The organism is Niveispirillum sp. CC-CTL257, from assembly GCF_059489915.1.
The window spans coordinates 690,711-706,922 of record NZ_JCAJXE010000004.1 but is presented as its reverse complement, the minus strand read 5'-3'; the positions used below and the strand labels follow the sequence as shown (position 1 = coordinate 706,922).

The 16,212-nt window shown below is 64.8% G+C and carries 12 protein-coding genes; 6 read left to right on the top strand and 6 right to left on the bottom strand.

Annotation, left to right across the window (positions count from 1 at the left end):
* Positions 1-158 precede the first annotated feature (158 nt).
* Both ABC729_RS23535 and ABC729_RS23530 read left to right on the top strand, forming a co-directional pair.
* Positions 159-1,268: an efflux RND transporter periplasmic adaptor subunit gene (locus ABC729_RS23535; protein ID WP_495610048.1), complete on the top strand. Its 1,110-nt coding sequence runs from the start codon at positions 159-161 to the stop codon at positions 1,266-1,268.
* Positions 1,265-4,354 (top strand): efflux RND transporter permease subunit, encoded by a 3,090-nt coding sequence (locus ABC729_RS23530; protein WP_495610047.1) that lies wholly within the window; start codon positions 1,265-1,267, stop codon positions 4,352-4,354. The genes ABC729_RS23535 and ABC729_RS23530 overlap by 4 nt, the downstream gene beginning before the upstream one ends.
* A gap of 43 nt (positions 4,355-4,397) precedes the next feature.
* Here ABC729_RS23530 and puuE read toward each other — a convergent pair whose 3' ends face one another.
* On the bottom strand, positions 4,398-5,324 hold the full coding sequence (gene puuE, locus ABC729_RS23525; protein WP_495610046.1) for an allantoinase PuuE: 927 nt from the start codon (positions 5,322-5,324) through the stop codon (positions 4,398-4,400).
* Between the two features lie 97 nt (positions 5,325-5,421).
* Between puuE and uraD the strand changes: the two genes are divergently transcribed.
* Genes uraD through uraH form a run of 3 tightly spaced genes read left to right on the top strand, consistent with a single transcriptional unit; the run spans position 5,422 to position 7,723 of the window.
* Positions 5,422-5,961 (top strand): 2-oxo-4-hydroxy-4-carboxy-5-ureidoimidazoline decarboxylase, encoded by a 540-nt coding sequence (gene uraD, locus ABC729_RS23520; RefSeq protein WP_495610045.1) that lies wholly within the window; start codon positions 5,422-5,424, stop codon positions 5,959-5,961.
* Positions 5,958-7,382, top strand: a complete 1,425-nt coding sequence (locus ABC729_RS23515; RefSeq protein ID WP_495610044.1) for an NAD(P)-binding domain-containing protein — start codon at positions 5,958-5,960, stop codon at positions 7,380-7,382. Before uraD ends, ABC729_RS23515 begins: the two co-directional genes overlap by 4 nt.
* Entirely contained in the window at positions 7,370-7,723 is a 354-nt protein-coding gene (gene uraH, locus ABC729_RS23510; RefSeq protein WP_495610043.1) for a hydroxyisourate hydrolase, read from the top strand. Before ABC729_RS23515 ends, uraH begins: the two co-directional genes overlap by 13 nt.
* Before the next feature lie 44 nt (positions 7,724-7,767).
* Here uraH and ABC729_RS23505 read toward each other — a convergent pair whose 3' ends face one another.
* Positions 7,768-8,409, bottom strand: coding sequence for an RNA 2'-phosphotransferase family protein (locus ABC729_RS23505; RefSeq protein ID WP_495610042.1), 642 nt, complete (start codon positions 8,407-8,409; stop codon positions 7,768-7,770).
* A gap of 119 nt (positions 8,410-8,528) precedes the next feature.
* Complete coding sequence (locus tag ABC729_RS23500; RefSeq protein ID WP_495610041.1) at positions 8,529-10,547, bottom strand: methyl-accepting chemotaxis protein; 2,019 nt, start codon at positions 10,545-10,547, stop codon at positions 8,529-8,531.
* 223 nt (positions 10,548-10,770) lie between these two features.
* Here ABC729_RS23500 and ABC729_RS23495 point away from each other — a divergent pair, with 223 nt between their 5' ends.
* Positions 10,771-12,129, top strand: coding sequence for an MFS transporter (locus ABC729_RS23495; RefSeq protein ID WP_495610040.1), 1,359 nt, complete (start codon positions 10,771-10,773; stop codon positions 12,127-12,129).
* 8 nt (positions 12,130-12,137) lie between these two features.
* Here ABC729_RS23495 and ABC729_RS23490 read toward each other — a convergent pair whose 3' ends face one another.
* The 3 genes from ABC729_RS23490 to ABC729_RS23480 all read right to left on the bottom strand — a co-directional run bounded on the left by ABC729_RS23490 (position 12,138) and on the right by ABC729_RS23480 (position 16,156).
* Entirely contained in the window at positions 12,138-12,647 is a 510-nt protein-coding gene (locus tag ABC729_RS23490; protein ID WP_495610039.1) for an SRPBCC family protein, read from the bottom strand.
* Between the two features lie 10 nt (positions 12,648-12,657).
* Positions 12,658-13,104: a MarR family winged helix-turn-helix transcriptional regulator gene (locus tag ABC729_RS23485; RefSeq protein WP_495610038.1), complete on the bottom strand. Its 447-nt coding sequence runs from the start codon at positions 13,102-13,104 to the stop codon at positions 12,658-12,660.
* Positions 13,105-13,237: 133 nt separating this feature from the next.
* Complete coding sequence (locus tag ABC729_RS23480) at positions 13,238-16,156, bottom strand: response regulator (protein ID WP_495610037.1); 2,919 nt, start codon at positions 16,154-16,156, stop codon at positions 13,238-13,240.
* Positions 16,157-16,212 lie beyond the last annotated feature (56 nt).

Below are 16,212 nucleotides of genomic sequence, written 5' to 3'. Positions count from 1 at the left end.
TTATCCTGTCCGTCATTATCGCTTAAGAGTGGTTTTCCTTCGTTGGGAAAACCAGTCCGGCGGCGACTGCCACCGCGCGGCCCGTGCCGCGTAGCGCCCAAGCCGCGGATGCGGCGCCGGCGTTTGAGGAACTGTAAACGAGAGTTGGGGGTATGATCATGGTGGGGCTTCGGGGCGCCGGGTTCATCCGGGGGCGGGGGGCGGCATTGGCCGTGATCCTGCCATTGGTTCTGGCCGGCTGTGGGGCGAAGGAAGCGGAGCAGGCGCAGGTGCGCCCCGTGCGCGTCGCCCCGGTCAGCTTCAAGGACGCCCATGCCGCCCGTTCCTTCACGGGCACCATCGTGGCACGCACCGAGGTTCAAGCCGGCTTCCGCGTCGGGGGGCGCATCGCGGCCCGCTTGGTGGAGGTGGGGGACCGGGTGAAGCCCGACCAGACCCTGGCCCGCCTGGACCCGACCGACCTGGAGCTGTCGCTGAAGGCTGCGGAGGCTCGCTTGGCGCAGGCCGAGGCACAGGCCGCACAGACAGCCGCAGACCTGAAACGCTATACCCCGCTTCTGGCCTCCGGCACCGTGTCGCAGGCGCAGTTCGACCGGGTGAAGGCAGCCGCCGATGCTGCCGCCGCGCAGAAGCGGGAGGCATCGTCTGCCCTGTCCATCGCCCGTAATCAACGAGCCTATGGCGCGCTGACCCTGGATCAGGGCGGGGTGATCACCGCCGTCCTGGCAGATGCCGGCCAGATGGTGGGTGATGGTCAGACCGTGCTGCGGATGGCGACCGACCTGGGCCGTGAAGTCGCCATCGACGTGGCGGAGGGGGACTTGGCCCGCCTGTCGGTCGGCGGTACGGCCACTGTCGCGCTCTGGGCCGATGGCGATATCAGCCTGACCGGCGTCATCCGCGAAATCACGCCTGTGGCCGACCCGGCCAGCCGCACCTTCCGCCTGCGCGTCACCTTGCCCGCCGATGCGCCGGATGCGGTGCGGCTGGGTATGACAGCCCGCGTCAGCTTCCCCGACACCGATGCCGCCGCCCTCGCCCTGCTTCCCTCCTCCGCCCTGTTCCATCAGGGGGACAAGCCCGCCGTCTGGGTACTGGCCCCATCCAAGGACCGGGTGCAGCTGCGCCCGGTCGAGGTTGCGGCTTACCGTCCCGATGGTGTGGCCGTGAAGGCCGGGGTGAAGGAAGGTGAACTGGTGGTGACCGCCGGTGCCCACCGTCTGGATGCCAATCTGCCCGTGCGCGTCTGGGATGGGGGCCTGCCGTGAGCGGATTGAACCTTTCCGCCTGGGCCATCCGGCATCAGGCGCTTGTCCTGTTCATGATCATCATGTCGCTGGCTGTCGGCGCCTATTCCTTTGTGACGCTGGGCCGGGCCGAAGACCCGCAATTCGCCATCCGCACCATGGTGGTCACCGCCCAATGGCCGGGTGCCACCGCGCGGGAGATGCAGGAACAGGTCACCGACCGTATCGAACAGACCCTGCAGCAGGTGCCGAACTATCACTTCACCCGGTCCTATGCGCGGCCCGGTGAGACGGTGATTTTCATCAACCTGCATGATTACACCCGGTCAGAGACGCTGCCCGATATCTGGTATCAGGTGCGCAAGCGGGTGGGCGACATGGCCCACACCCTGCCCGCCGGCGTCATCGGCCCACAATTCAACGATGAATTCGGCGACACGTTCGGCATCATCTATGCCTTCACGGGCGACGGGTTCAGCCAGACCGAGATGCGTCAGGTTCTGCTGGCCGCCCGCCAGCGCCTGCTGACATTGCCATCGATCGGCAAGGTCGACCTGCTGGGCGTGCAGGATGAAAAGATTTATGTGGAATTCGACACCGGCCGCCTCGCCTCCCTCGGCGTGACGGTACAGCAGATCGGGCAGGCCTTGGCCGCGCAGAACGCTGTCAGCCCGACCGGCCTGATCGATACCGGCACCGACCGTATCCGCGTGCGCGTCACCGGTGCCCTGAAGACTGAGGAACAGGTGGCACAGCTGCCGATCCAGGCCGGCGGCCGCCTGCTGCGCCTGGGCGACATTGCCAATATCCGCCGCACGGCGCAGGACCCGCCCGAAACCCTGATGCGCCATAATGGGCAGCCGGTGACGGGCCTTGCCATCGCCATGGCCGCCGGCGGCGACATCCTGAAGCTGGGCGACGCCGTCAAGGCGGAGATGAAGACCATCCAGGCCGCCCTGCCGCAAGGCATCGATATCGCGTTGGTCGCCGATCAGCCGACCGTGGTCCGCAGCTCCATCGATGAATTCGCCAGCGCCCTGGCAGAGGCCCTGGGCATCGTCCTGGTCGTGACCTTCCTGTCGTTGGGCCTGCGCACCGGCATCGTGGTGGCGCTGTCGGTGCCGCTGGTGCTGGCCGTCACGTTTGGCGTGATGAAGATGGCGGGCATCGACCTGCACAAAATCTCCATCGGTGCCCTGATCATCGCGCTGGGCCTGCTGGTCGATGACGCCATCATCGCGGTCGAAATGATGATGGTGAAGCTGGAACAGGGCTGGGACCGGGCCAAGGCTGCGGCCTTCGCCTGGACCTCGACGGCCTTTCCCATGCTGTCCGGCACGCTGGTGACGGCGGCGGGCTTCGTGCCCGTGGGCTTTGCCCATTCGGCGGCGGGTGAATATACGGGCGCCATCTTCTGGGTGGTGGCAACAGCGCTGCTGGTTTCCTGGCTGGTGGCCGTCATCTTCACGCCCTATCTGGGCTACAAGATGCTGCCGCAGAACCTGGATGGCGGGCATGGCGAGGATCATAACGCCGCCTATCAGAAGCCGCTCTACCGTCGCCTGCGGGCCAGTCTGGTCTGGACTGTGCGCCACCGCTACATGGTGATCGCGGCCACGGTCGGGGCGTTCGTCCTGTCCATCGCTGGCTTCGGCCTTGTGCAGCAGCAATTCTTCCCCAATTCCGCCCGCCTGGAACTGGTGGTCGATCTGGAGCTGCCCGAGGGCACCTCCATCGCCGTCACCCAGGCGCGGGTGAAGGAGCTGGAGGCGGTATTTGCCAAGGATGACGGCATTGCCAGCTACAGCGCCTTTGTCGGCAATGGTGCCCCCCGCTTCTATCTGCCTCTGAACCAGGAGCTGAAGCGTCCCAATTTCGCGCAGTTCATTGTGGTGACCAAGTCGCTGGAACGGACCGTGGAGATGGCCCGCACCCTGCCGCATGACCTGGAAACCCGCTTCCCCGATGTCCGCACTCGTGTGGCGCGGCTGGAAAACGGCCCGCCCGTGGGCTATCCGGTGCAGTTCCGCATCATGGGCCGTGACCCGGAAATGCTGCGCAGCATCGCCAGTGAGTTGCGCGACCTGATGCGCGCCAACCCACACACGGTCGATGTCAATCTCGACTGGACGGAAAAGCTGAAATCCGTGCGGCTGGTGGTGGATCAGGATCGGGCCCGCGCGCTGGGCGTCACCAGTCAGGATCTGTCCCTGGCCTTGCAGACGGTCATGACCGGCTATACCGCCACGCAGTACCGCGAAGGCATCGAACTGATCGATGTGGTTCTGCGCGCCGGTCAGGATGAACGCGTGGCTGCCGACCGTCTGGCAGAGTTGCGCCTGCGCGGCCCCAACGGCCCCGTGCCGCTGTCACAGGTGGCGCGTCTGGAATATGGGCTGGAGGAAGCGATCCTCTGGACCCGGTCACGCGACCTGACCCTGACCGTCCGCGCCGACCTGAAGGGCAATGTCCAGGCCCCGACCGTGGTGGCACAGATCGAATCCGTCCTGGGCCCCCTGCGCGCCAAACTGCCCACCGGCTACCGGATTGAGGTCGGCGGTGCGGTGGAGGAAAGTGCCAAGGGTCAGGCCTCCATCATGGCGGTGGTGCCCGTCATGATCGTCCTGATGCTGACGGTGCTGATGGTGCAGCTGCAAAGCTTCCAGCGGGTGATCCTGGTCTTCCTGACGGCCCCGCTGGGCCTGATCGGGGTGACGCTGGCCCTGCTGCTGTTCAATCAGCCCTTTGGCTTCGTGGCGCAGTTGGGCGTGATCGCGCTGGCCGGCATGATCATGCGCAATTCGGTCATCCTGGTCGATCAGATCGAACAGGATATCGCCGCCGGCCATGGCCGTTTCGACGCCATCGTCGATGCTACCGTGCGCCGGGCCCGCCCCATCGCGCTGACCGCCGCCGCCGCCGTCCTGGCCATGATCCCGCTGTCGCGCTCCAGCTTCTGGGGACCCATGGCACTCTCCATCATGGGCGGCCTGATCGTGGCCACGGCGCTGACCCTCTACTCCCTGCCCGCCATGTACGCCGCCTGGTTCCGGGTGCGGGCGGATGAGACGGGCCCGACAGCGCCGGGTGGCTGGGGCGGGGAGTGAAGGTTGCCTTAACGTAGCGCGGATTACGCTTCGCTAATCCGCGCTACCCTCGCCACGGATGCAACGCCCGCCAATGCTGCGCAATATCCACGCGCCGCGCCACCCAGACCTTGTCATGCGCCATGACATGGTCCAAGAACCTCTCCAGCCCGCGCACCCGTCCCGGCCGACCGATCAGCCTTGTATGCAACCCGACCGACATCATCTTGGGCGCCGTCTCCCCCTCCGCATACAGCGCGTCAAAGGCGTCGCGGGCATAGGTGAAGAAATCATCCCCCTGGTTAAAGCCCTGGGCCGTCCCGAACTTCATGTCATTGACGTCCAGCGTGTAGGGAATGACCAGATGCGGCTCCGCCTGCCCGTCATAGGTGCCGGGCGGCAGCCAATAGGGCAGATCGTCATTATAGGCATCCGCGTCATAGAGGAACCCGCCCTCCTCCACGACCAGCCGCCGTGTGTTCGGCCCCAACCGGCCCGTGTACCAGCCCAAGGGCCGATCCCCTGTCAGCTCACGGATCGTGTCGATGGCAAGGCGCATATGCTCCCGCTCCGCCTCCTCCGGCACATTCTGGTAATCAATCCAGCGCCAGCCATGAGACGCGATCTCATGCCCGGCCTCCACCATGGCGCGGGCTGCATCGGGGTGGCGGGCCAGCGCCATGGCCACTGCGTAGCAGGTGATCTTGATCCCATAGCGGTCGAACAGCCGCATCAACCGCCAGAAACCGGCCCGGCTGCCATATTCATAGACCGATTCCACCGACAGGTTACGCTGCCCGGCCAGCGGTTGCGTCCCCACCACCTCCTGCAAATAGGCCTCTGACTGCGCGTCGCCGTGCAGCAGGCAATTCTCCCCACCCTCCTCATAATTCATCACGATCTGCACCGCGATGCGGGCACCACCGGGCCAGCGCGGGTGCGGCGGCTGCGCGCCATAGCCGATAAGGTCGCGGGGGTACGGGATGGTCATGCGCGAAACACTCCTTATCCGTGGCCGGGGTCGATCATGGCGATGATGTCACTGATCGTTTCGCTTGCGCACAAAAAAATCCGTGGCACGATGGGACATGGCCGATGACACCCAACCCGTCCCCGCCCGACCGACCCCCGCCCTGCTGAACAGCTTGGCCCACGCTGAGTTTGTGCATCTGCTGGCCGGCATCTGGGAGGACAGCCCTTGGGTCGCCGAAGCGGTGTTTGAGGCGCGGCCCTTCGCCGATATTATTGCGCTGCACAACGCCATGGTCCGCACCGTCAATGACGCGGGATATGAGGCCCAATTATCGCTTCTGCGCGCCCATCCCGACCTTGCCGGCAAGCTGGCACGCGGCGGCGGGCTGACGGCGCACAGCACCGCCGAGCAGGCGGGCTTGGGCCTGGACCGGTTGAGTGACGCGGAGTTCGACTGGTTCGACCGGCATAACAGCGCCTACCGTGAGCGCTTCGGATTTCCCTTCATCATCGCGGTGAAGGAAAATACCAGGGACAGCATCAAAGCTGCCCTGGCAACCCGGCTGGATAATGATCCCGCCGTGGAAATGAAAACAGCATTGGGAGAAGTCGCCAAAATAGCCAAATTCCGCCTGGAGGGGCTTTTTGGGACATGAGTGATGATGGTTTGGCAGCACTCGCTGCCCAGGTCGCGCGCGACCTGACCCTGCTGGATTATCCCGCCCGGCCCTGGGTGCCGGCGCGCACCCATGCTGACGGCCACGTCTTTGACGTGGTGATTGTCGGCGGTGGACAGGCGGGGCTGGCGACCGCCTTCGGCCTGATGCGGGAAAAGGTCGGCAACATCCTGGTGATCGACCGCAACAAGGCGGGCCAGGAAGGACCCTGGGTCACCTTTGCCCGCATGATCACGCTGCGCACGCCCAAGCACCTGACCGGCCCCGATTTGGGCGTGCCCAGCCTGACACCGCGGGCCTGGTATGAGGCGCGGTTTGGCACGGATGCCTGGGCGATGCTGGGCAAGGTGCCGAAGGAGGTCTGGCAGGAATACCTGTCCTGGTACCGCCAGACCCTGAACATCCCCGTGCGCAACGAATATGACCTGACGCGGGTAGAGCCGGAAGATGATACCGGCATCCTGCGCCTGACCGTTGACACGCCCGATGGCGAGAAGCTGCTGCTGACGCGCAAGCTGGTGCTGGCCACCGGCATCGACGGGGCCGGGCGCTGGCACGTGCCGGATTTTATCCGTGGCGTCGTGCCCGAAAGCCGCTATGCCCACACGTCGGAGTATATCGACTTCACACAGCTTCGGGGCAAGCGCATCGGCGTGCTGGGCGCCGGTGCATCCGCCTTCGACAATGCAGGGACTGCGCTGGAGGCCGGCGTGGCCTCGGTCGATCTCTGCCTGCGCCGGCCCGACCTGCCGCGCGTGAACCCCTATCGCTGGATGGAATTTTCGGGATTCCTGGGCCATTTCGCTTCGATGGGCGATCTCAACCGCTGGCGCTATATGCGCCATATCTTTGACCTGAACCAGCCGCCGCCACAGGACACGTTCCACCGCTGCGCCATGCATCCCAATTTCGCCTTCCACACGGCCTGCCCCTGGGAATGGCTGCGCATGGAGGGCGACGAGATTCATGTCGGCACGCCCAAGGGCGTGATGATCTTCGACTTCCTGGTGGTGGGCACCGGTTTCATTGTGGAGGCGGCGTTCCGGCCAGAGGTGGCGGCCTTCGCCAAGGATATCGCCACCTGGGCCGACCGTTTCACCCCGCCGAAGGGAGAGGGCAACCCGCTGCTGATCCGCTACCCCTATCTGGGCGATGCGTTTCAGTTTACCGAGCGCGTGCCGGGCTGCGCCCCGCATCTAGCCAACATCCATAATTTCACCTTCGGCGCCACCCTCTCCATGGGCCTGTCCGGCGCCTCGATCAGCGGCATGAAATACGGGGTGCAGCGTCTGGTACAGGGCATCATCCGCGACCTGTGGCTGGCCGATCAGGATCATTTCCTGGAAGACCTGAAAGCCTATGACCAACCCGAACTGGTAAGCACAACATGGCCCGCCTGAGCACCCATGTCCTGGACACCAGCACAGGCCGCCCCGCCGCTGGGTTGAGGCTGGACCTGTTTTATCTGGAAGGCGGGCAGCGCGCCCTGATCAAGACGGAATGGACCAACAATGATGGCCGCACCGACAGCCCCCTGCTGTCGGGCGACACCATCCCCGTTGGTGCCTACGAACTGCTGTTCCAGGCCGGCGACTATTTCCGCCAGAATAATGTTCCGCTGGCCGACCCGCCCTTCCTGGATCAGATCCCCCTGCGCTTCGCCATCGCAGACGGCGAAGGTCACTATCACGTCCCACTGCTGCTCAGCCCCTGGAGCTATTCGACCTACAGGGGTAGTTGATCATTTATTGGGCACCAGCTTCGCTGACAGCACTGAAGTCGCCATCAGGTCAATTTTACCCAATTTTTACTTGCATCTCTATAGTAAAGAACATCCGGAGATATTGCACTGAATGTTCTCACTTCTGTACCCGAGGCAACAAAAAAGTCCAGACCAGCCAAGTCGGCAGTAGCCACCCGTAAATAAACGGTTTTTCCTCCCATGGCTCCGGCTCCAGCAAGGCTCACTGCCATACTTAACACACCATCCTTTGATGCATCATAGACACCAGACCATTCAGGGTTACGCGGAAGCAGTCCGTTCGCTGAAATTTTGTCAATCGCGTCAGATGTTGTCGCATGGTATAAATATGGCACAGAAGAGAGATTGAATGCCTTTTTTGCATCACCTATTTTGCCATGCCATTCAGTAACCTTCGCATGATAGGCATCCCAACTCGCATAGGTCTTACCGGGCGGCTTTGGGCCCTGGTCCATCTTGACAATCTCTTTGGCAGCTCGAGCTGCTTGTATTGTGGCATAGGCACGCGTGGGCATCATCCGAGGCTGGCAGGCGGCGGATAATGTTGCCTTCACCGGCGAAAGAAAAGGCGGTGGCGCATGCAGGCGCGGGGACTGCGGCTGTGGCTTGGCCTGCGAAGTCGGCGAACCGTACTTGGTGGGCGGTGGCTGCACTTTGCGGTTCATGTTCCGACCCTTCATCACAGACGAAGGCGTAACAATGCACCGTCAGTGCCACCGGCATCAAGGTTGTAGATTTTGATTTAGAACCTGCAACCTGGCAAATATTGGCTGGCCAACCCCCCTCACGCCGCGAACCGGTCCACCAGCCTGCCCCCCAGCTGCAACTTCTGGCCATCATCAAGAACAAAGGCGATACCGTTCTGCGCACCCTCGCGCGTCTTCACCCGGAATGGCAGCGTCCCTTCCAGCCCCGGCACCGACAGCGCGCCCTGCGTCCCTTCGGTCAGCGCCAGCCCTTCAACCAGCGCCCCGCCGGCGGAAATGTTCAGCAGGCGGCCCTGGCGGCGTTCGCCAGCCACCTCCACACTGACCTCAATATCCACCGCATGCCGCTGCCCATGGCGGCGGTCAACATCGACGGTGGCGGTGCGGACCACGCGGACAAGGGTCTGGCGCAGGTCGCTGACCGATCCCACGATGCGCATCGCCACTTCCCGCATGGCGGCGGCCTTCTCGCCGGTGCTGCCGGCTTCCTGCGACACGGTATCGATGCGAGTTGCCACTTCCTGGGCCGCTTCGGCTGTTTCCGTGACATTGCGGGAGATTTCGCTGGTCGCGGCGGCCTGCTCCTCCATGGCCTCCGCAATGCCCGCCGACACTTCGTCCATGGCGCGGATGGCGTCCGCAATGCCTTCCACGGCCATCACTGCCTCGGCGGTGACATTTTGGATCAACAAGATCTTGGCGGTGATCTCTTCAGTGGACCGCGTGGTCTGCGTCGCCAGATTCTTGACCTCCGACGCCACCACGGCAAAACCCTTGCCGGCATCGCCGGCCCGCGCGGCCTCGATGGTGGCGTTCAGCGCCAGAAGGTTGGTCTGCTCGGCAATATCGCGGATCAGGTTGGCGACCCCGCCGATCTGATCCACCACATCCGACAGGCTGTCGATGGTGCCGCGTGTAGCGCGGCTGCGCTCCACCGCTTGGTTGGACAGGCTGGTGGCATGCGCCACCTGGGCGCTGATCTCATTGATCGACGCCGTCAATTCCTCCGTGGCACCGGCCACGGCCTGGGCATTGGCAAGGGCATGCATGGCGGCACTGGCGACATTGGCAGCACTGTCGCGCACCTGTGAGGCGCTGTCGGCCATGGCCGCCGCCGCCTGATCCATGTCTTTGGTCTCCATCGCGATACCATCGACGCTGGCCCGGCTTTCCGCCTCCACCGTCTCCGCCATCTGACGCAGGGCGGTGCGGCGATGCTGCTCTGCTGCTGCCTCCTTGGCCTGCTGCTCGTCGCGCAGACGGGCGGCGTCGGCGGCACTGTCGCGCAGCGCCTCGATGGCGTGCGCCATGTCCGCCAGTTCGTCATGCCGGTCGGCCATGGCCGGCACCGGCACCTTCAGATCCCCGCGCCCGATCCGGGTCAAGGCGCCCGTCAGCCCGATCAGCGGCATGACGACATTGCCGCGCAGCGCCAGCAGAACAATGACGGCAATCGCCACCCCAACCCCGGCCAGCGCCAGGATCAACCAAGTCAGGCGGGCCGCGATAGCGTCTGCGGCGGCAAGCTCGGCCTGCATCTTCTGCTTGGCGGCTTCGGCCACCTTGCGCACATCCTCCGCCACAGCGTCCAGTTCGGCTGACATGCCATCGGTTTCGCCGACAAAGGCCCCCATCAGCATGTTGCCCACCTCCGGCCCGCTATTGACATAGGCCTTCGCCATGGCGGTGCCCTTGGTATAGAAGTTCGCGAAGAACCCATCCACCCGGCCCAGCGCCGCCTCGACCTCGCCCAATCCCATGCCCGCCGCATGTTTGCGGGCCGCTGCCATGTTGCGCAGCAGATCGTTGCGGGCCTTCTCCGCCTCCTCGAACCCGGTATCCAGCCCATCCAGCCCGCGCGTCGCCGACACGTCGGTCAGCCACAGTTGCACGCGCATCACATCGCCCCGGATATCCTTCACCATGGTGACCAGCGTCAGCGCCTGATCGGCGGCGCGCTCGGCGGCCTGCTTGGCCACGGCCACCTGGGCGCGCTGCTGCGTGGTGCCAATGGCCATCACGACCGCCGCAATCAGCAGCAGGGCCAGGATGGCGAGGTTGGCCAGCAGGATCTTCATGGAGAGGTTGAGACGCATCGATGATGCCCCTTCGTACCGGTTCGTGAGGCTTGATTGGTTAAGAGGGAGGTAACATAAGTGCTTCGTGATTGAAACAATCGCAGCCCTTTGCCTGGGAGAGGGGAGCCATCCGCTGGCATCGGGAACAAATGCCCCCTCGACCAAGTCCCGCCGACCGCGTAACGTCCCGACCCAAGTCCGGTGACAATCCGGGCACGGGGGAGGGGTCAAGCGGGCTGACATGCGGACATTGGGTCTCAAGGCCAAAATCGGCTATGGCGTGGGCGATTTCGGCCTCAACCTTTATTGGCAGTCGCTGCTGCTGTTCATCCTGTTTTTTCAGATGGATGCGCTGGGCCTGTCGGCGGTTGATGCCGGCCTGTCCTATCTGATCGCATCAATCTGGGACGCGGGCATGGACCCGCTGATGGGCATCATTTCCGACCGCACCCGTACCCGGATGGGCCGCTACCGGCCTTTTATTCTGTTTGGCACGGTCCCGCTGGCCTTCGCTTTCTGGCTCTGCTTCTCCCCGCCAGCCTTCCTGGTGGCGGGATCGGCGGGCATGATGCTGTTCGCCACCGGCACCCATATGCTGCTGCGCACCTGTTACGCGGTGGTGGCGATCCCCTATTCCTCGCTGACCGCCGCCATGACGCGCGACAGCGACGAACGCGCCAGCCTGACCGGGTGGCGCATGCTGCTGGCCTTTGCCGGTTCCACCTGCGTCTCGGCCCTGCTGCCGCTGCTGGCCGGCTGGTTCGGAAGCTACAGCCCGGCCGCCGCCTGCGTTGGTGTACTGGCCGTGTTGGCCCATGTCGCCTGCGCCCTGTCTGTGCGTGAACTGCCGCCGCCCGCCATGGTGGCGGAACCGGCGCATCTGGGGCTACGCGCCGATCTGGGCGGCTTTCTGCGCGGTGTGTTGCGCAACGGCCCGCTGTTGCGGCTGCTGGCGGCCACGGTGGCCCTGCACCTGTCCTTGGGCCTGCTGATGCGCAACGTGCCCTTTTTGCTGAAATATGATCTGGGCGGCGATGCCACCCTGGCGGCCCAGGCCTTGACCTGGTTCTCCGCCGCTGGCGTCGCCGCCGTACCCGCCTGGGTCTGGGTGGCGCGTACATGGTCCAAGGGCATGTCCTGGCAAGTGGGCAGCGCCATGGTCATGGCCGGCGGCGTGGCCCTGGCACTTACCCCGCCGGGCAGCTTCTGGCTGACCTTGATCTGGCTGACCTTGGTGTTCTTCGGCCATGCTGCGCACGCGGTTGCCATGTGGTCCATGCTGCCCGACGCCGTGGATTACGCCCATTGGCGTCACCGCCGGCGGGACGAGGCGAAAATCTATGGCCTGGCGTCGCTGATCTTCAAGCTGGCCCTGGGCGGTTCTGCCTTCCTGGGCGGGCTGGCGCTGGATGGTGTCGGCTATGTGCCGGGCGCGGCACAGAGCGAGGGTACCCTGACCGGTTTCCGCCTTCTGTCCGGCCTTGCGCCGATTTTGGGCCTGGGCCTGTCCATGCTGGCCATCGCAGGCTATCCGCTGACAGCGGTCCGGCATGGGCGCATCCAGGACTTTCTGGGCCGTCGGGCGAACCGGGCAGGCTGACCGGGGAGTTACCCCAACGCCGCCTTTACGTCCGCCAGATAGGTTTCCAGGTTGCGCGTATGTCCGAACACATAGCGGGAGAAAAAGCGATAAACCGCGCCATAGACTTCTCCCTCCTCGGTAATGCTCAGGCGGGTGCCGGCCCCTTCGGGCGTCAGCACGAAAATCCAGCGTCCGCCGAAATCCAGCTTCTCGCCCGTGATGCGGCGGATCAGACGCCTTGCCTCCACGCGCTCTTCCTCGCGGAAGGTCAGGCTCATATGTCCATAATCCTCCGTCCACAGCATCTCACCCGACGTCGATGGGGCCTGCGTGCTGGATTTCACGGAAGGCCGCCAGCTTGGATAGGCGGCATAGTCCGTGATAAGCTGCCAGACCCTGTCCGGCGCTGCCGACAGCACAATCTCCCGGCTGGCCACGTGCGACTGCGGTGATAACGCCCCCAGAAAATAGGCACCTGCACCCGCCGCAACGATTACTCCCGGAATCAGCAGCAGCCACTTCATTGCATCCCCCACGACAATATCCTTACTTGGTGCTTGCCTGCCCCGCTGCCTTTGCCAGTAGCGCCAGCCCCTCCGCCACCTGTTGTCGTTCCGACGGAGACAGCAGGCTCAGCGCACCCGTCAACCGGGTCCAGTCGAGCGGGCTGTTGGCGCGGCGGATACGCAAGCCCGCCGCGGTCAGGATGATCCCCTGACGACGACGGTCGGCGGCGTCGGCCACGCGTTCGACATAGCCAAGCGCCTCCAGTTTGGAGAGCTGCACCGATATGGTCCCCGGCGTAACGCCCAAATGGCGCGCCAAGTCACCGACCAGCGTGGCCGCATCCACCGACAGATGGTTCAAGACCGACGCAAGATGACTGGTGAGCCCCGTTCCCGTCACCGGGTCTGCGACATGCCGTGTGTGGCAGGCGAACCAGATGCGGGGATAGGAGTCCAGAACCTGCGCGGCGGCGTCCTCAATCTCCATGCATCATCATCCATTTATTTTGATTTGTCAAATCAAATAATTTGACACTGTCGCAGCATATCCTGACCGCCATGCCTTTGCCATGCTGCCGGCTGGAACCATCTCAACGCGAGATATTTGAATGAACCCGCGCCTATGGCACCGGGCGTACTGCCGCCGCCAACCGGTCCCACGTCGCGGGTGCCAGGGACAGGAGTTGCGCACCAAGTCGGCCGACAGCCTCCATGTCCGCCTCCCGCAGGGCCTGTTCCATGTCGCGGCCCATGCGGACCAGGGCCTTGCAGCCAAAGCCGCCCGACGTGCTGATCATATCGTGGATGTCACGGCCCAGCGCGGCTTTGTCCCCGCCATCCAGAGCCTTGCCGATACGGTCCAGGCGGGCGCGGGAATTGTCCAGGAACTGGCCCAACAGCCGTTCAAACGCGGCGGCCCCCATCATTTCCCGCAACTGCCGGACGGTTGCCAGATCGAGGTCGCCAGCCTCCACCGTCACCGCCGGTTGGGCCAGGGCGGCCTCGGCCCCGGCGGCGCGGCGGCGGTCCAGCCAGGCACGGACCTTGGCCAGGAACTCCTGATACTCAACGGGCTTGGAGATGTAGTCATCCATGCCGACGGCGCGGTATTCCGCCTCCACCCCGGTCATGGCATTGGCCGTCATGGCAATGATCGGGATACCGGCGCGCGGCCCGGCCATGGCCCGGATGCGGCGCGTCGCCTCCAACCCGTCCACAACGGGCATCTGCACATCCATCAGCACCAGATCGTAATCCCGCACCTCCAGCGCCGCCACGGCCTCCCCGCCATGGTTTGCGATGTCAACCCGGTGGCCGGCACCGGTCAGCATGTGCAGGGCTACCTGCTGGTTCACATAATTATCCTCGGCCAGCAGGATGCGGGCACCATACCCGTCCGGCGCCATGGCGGCACTGGCGGCAGCCGCTGGCGCGGGTTTCTCCGGAGGCACCGCCCCCGGTCCGCCGCGCAGGACGGCGATCAGGTCCTGGCGCAGCACGGGCTTGTCCAGGGTGGCATTGATGGCCGCCGGCCCCACCACCACGCCCGTCATGGGGCGCAGCATGATCAGCCGCGCCTGCGGCAGCAGGGTGCGCAGCCGCTGCGCCACGCCCGTCCCGGCCTCTGCCACCACGCCCAGGTCCAGCAGCACGATATCAGGCGAAAGCTGGCCCGCCGCGATCTCTGCGACGCCGTCATCCGGCTCTTCCACCCGCACCCGCAGGCCCAGGCGCGACAGCTCACGCGACAGCGGTGCCCGCACGACCCCTTCAGGAACCAGCAGCAGCGCCAGCTTGCCGGCCAGGTCGGGCAGCGGGGCCAGATGCACCGCCCCTTCTTCCGCCGCCGCCAGCGCAATGGTGAACCAGAAGGTGGACCCCGCCCCCACGGTGCTTTCCACCCCGATGCGTCCACCCAGCAATCCCACCGTCTCCCGGCAGATGGCGAGCCCCAGGCCGGTGCCGCCGAACCGCCGGCTGACCGAGCTGTCGGCCTGCACGAACTTCTCGAACAGCCGGTTCACCGCATCGGGTGGGATGCCGATACCCGTATCGATCACCTGGGCATCCAGCGTCAGCACGCCGCCAGCCCCTTCATGCACCGCGACACTGACGGTGACCCCGCCCTTGGCCGTGAACTTGATGGCGTTGCCGATCAGGTTCAGCACCACCTGCCGGATGCGGGTCGGGTCGCTGACCGCCATGCGCCGGGCCGACGGGTCGATATCCAGCACCAGCTCGATCCCATGCTCCGCCGCCTTAGGCGCCATCAGCAGGGCCGTCTCCTCGAACAGCGTGGCGACATCGAACTCGATATGCTCCAGCGTGACCTGATTGGCCTCCAGCTTGGAGATATCCAGAATATCGTTCAGCAAACTCAGCAGCAGCTTGGCCGATGATCCTACCAGTTCCGCCGAATGCCGTTGCTCCGGCGTGAGGGAGGTGGTCAGCAGCAAGGTGTTCATGCCGATGATACCGTTCATCGGCGTGCGCAGTTCATGGCTCATATTGGCCAGGAACTCGGACTTGGCGCGGTTGGCGGCCTCTGCCTGATCCTTGGCGCGGGTCAGTTCCACCTGCGCCTGGGTCAGCCGCTCATTGGTTTCGGCCAGTTCGCGATTGGTCTTTTCCAGCGCATCGGCCAGGGCCGCCCGTGCCTCCACCAGCCTTTTATCCTCATGCGCACGCTCCAGCTCCCGCTCCTTGGCGCGGAATTCCATGGAGATGCGCAGATTTTCCTCATGCAGCAGCTTGCGGCGCAGCAGGGCCCGGATGCGGGCCTTGATGATCTCGATATCGTTGGCCTTGGTGACATAATCGTCGGCCCCGGCCTCCAGCCCGCGCATCAGGTCGGTCTTGCTGTCACTGGCCGTCAGCATGACGATCTGGAACAGTTCCTCACGCCGCCGCCGCACGGCATCCAGCCGCCCGCACAGCTCCACCCCGTCGATCTCCGGCATGTTCAGATCGACGATGACGCAATCGAAACTGTCGGTTTCCGCCTTCTCCAGTGCCTCCTTGCCCGACAGAAGCGGGACGACATCGTGCCCCTCCTCCTCCAGGATCCCGCGCAGGAATTCCAGGAAGGTCGGACTGTCATCGACGATCATCAGCCGGCATTGCCGCAGCGCCTGGGCCGAAGCGTGAAAATCCGTCCCCGGACGGCGCTTCAGCAGGGCATTGATGCGGGCCGGCAGCAGGTCGCTGTCGGCGGATTTCGGGACATAGGCGTCGGCCCCGCTTTCGATGCCCCTGAACTCCGCCTCCGCTGTCACCTCATCGGTCAGCATGATGATGGGCAGCTGTCGGGTGCGGACATTCAGGCGGACACGGCGGATGAACTCATCCCCGCTCATGCGCGGCAGGTGGTAATCGACCAACAGCGCATCCGGCAGCGCGCCGTTCAGCTTCTCCAGCGCATCCTCAGCGGTGGCACACACCTCCGCTGTCCAGCCCTGGGCGGCCAGCGTGATCTCCATCTGCAGGGCCTGCGTGGGGCTATCCTCCACGATCAGCAGATGTGGCGCCTCTGTGCTCATCCGGCCCCTTGCCCCGGCTACACCCATGCGCCCGCGCGCTCGCGGGCATCCCCTTT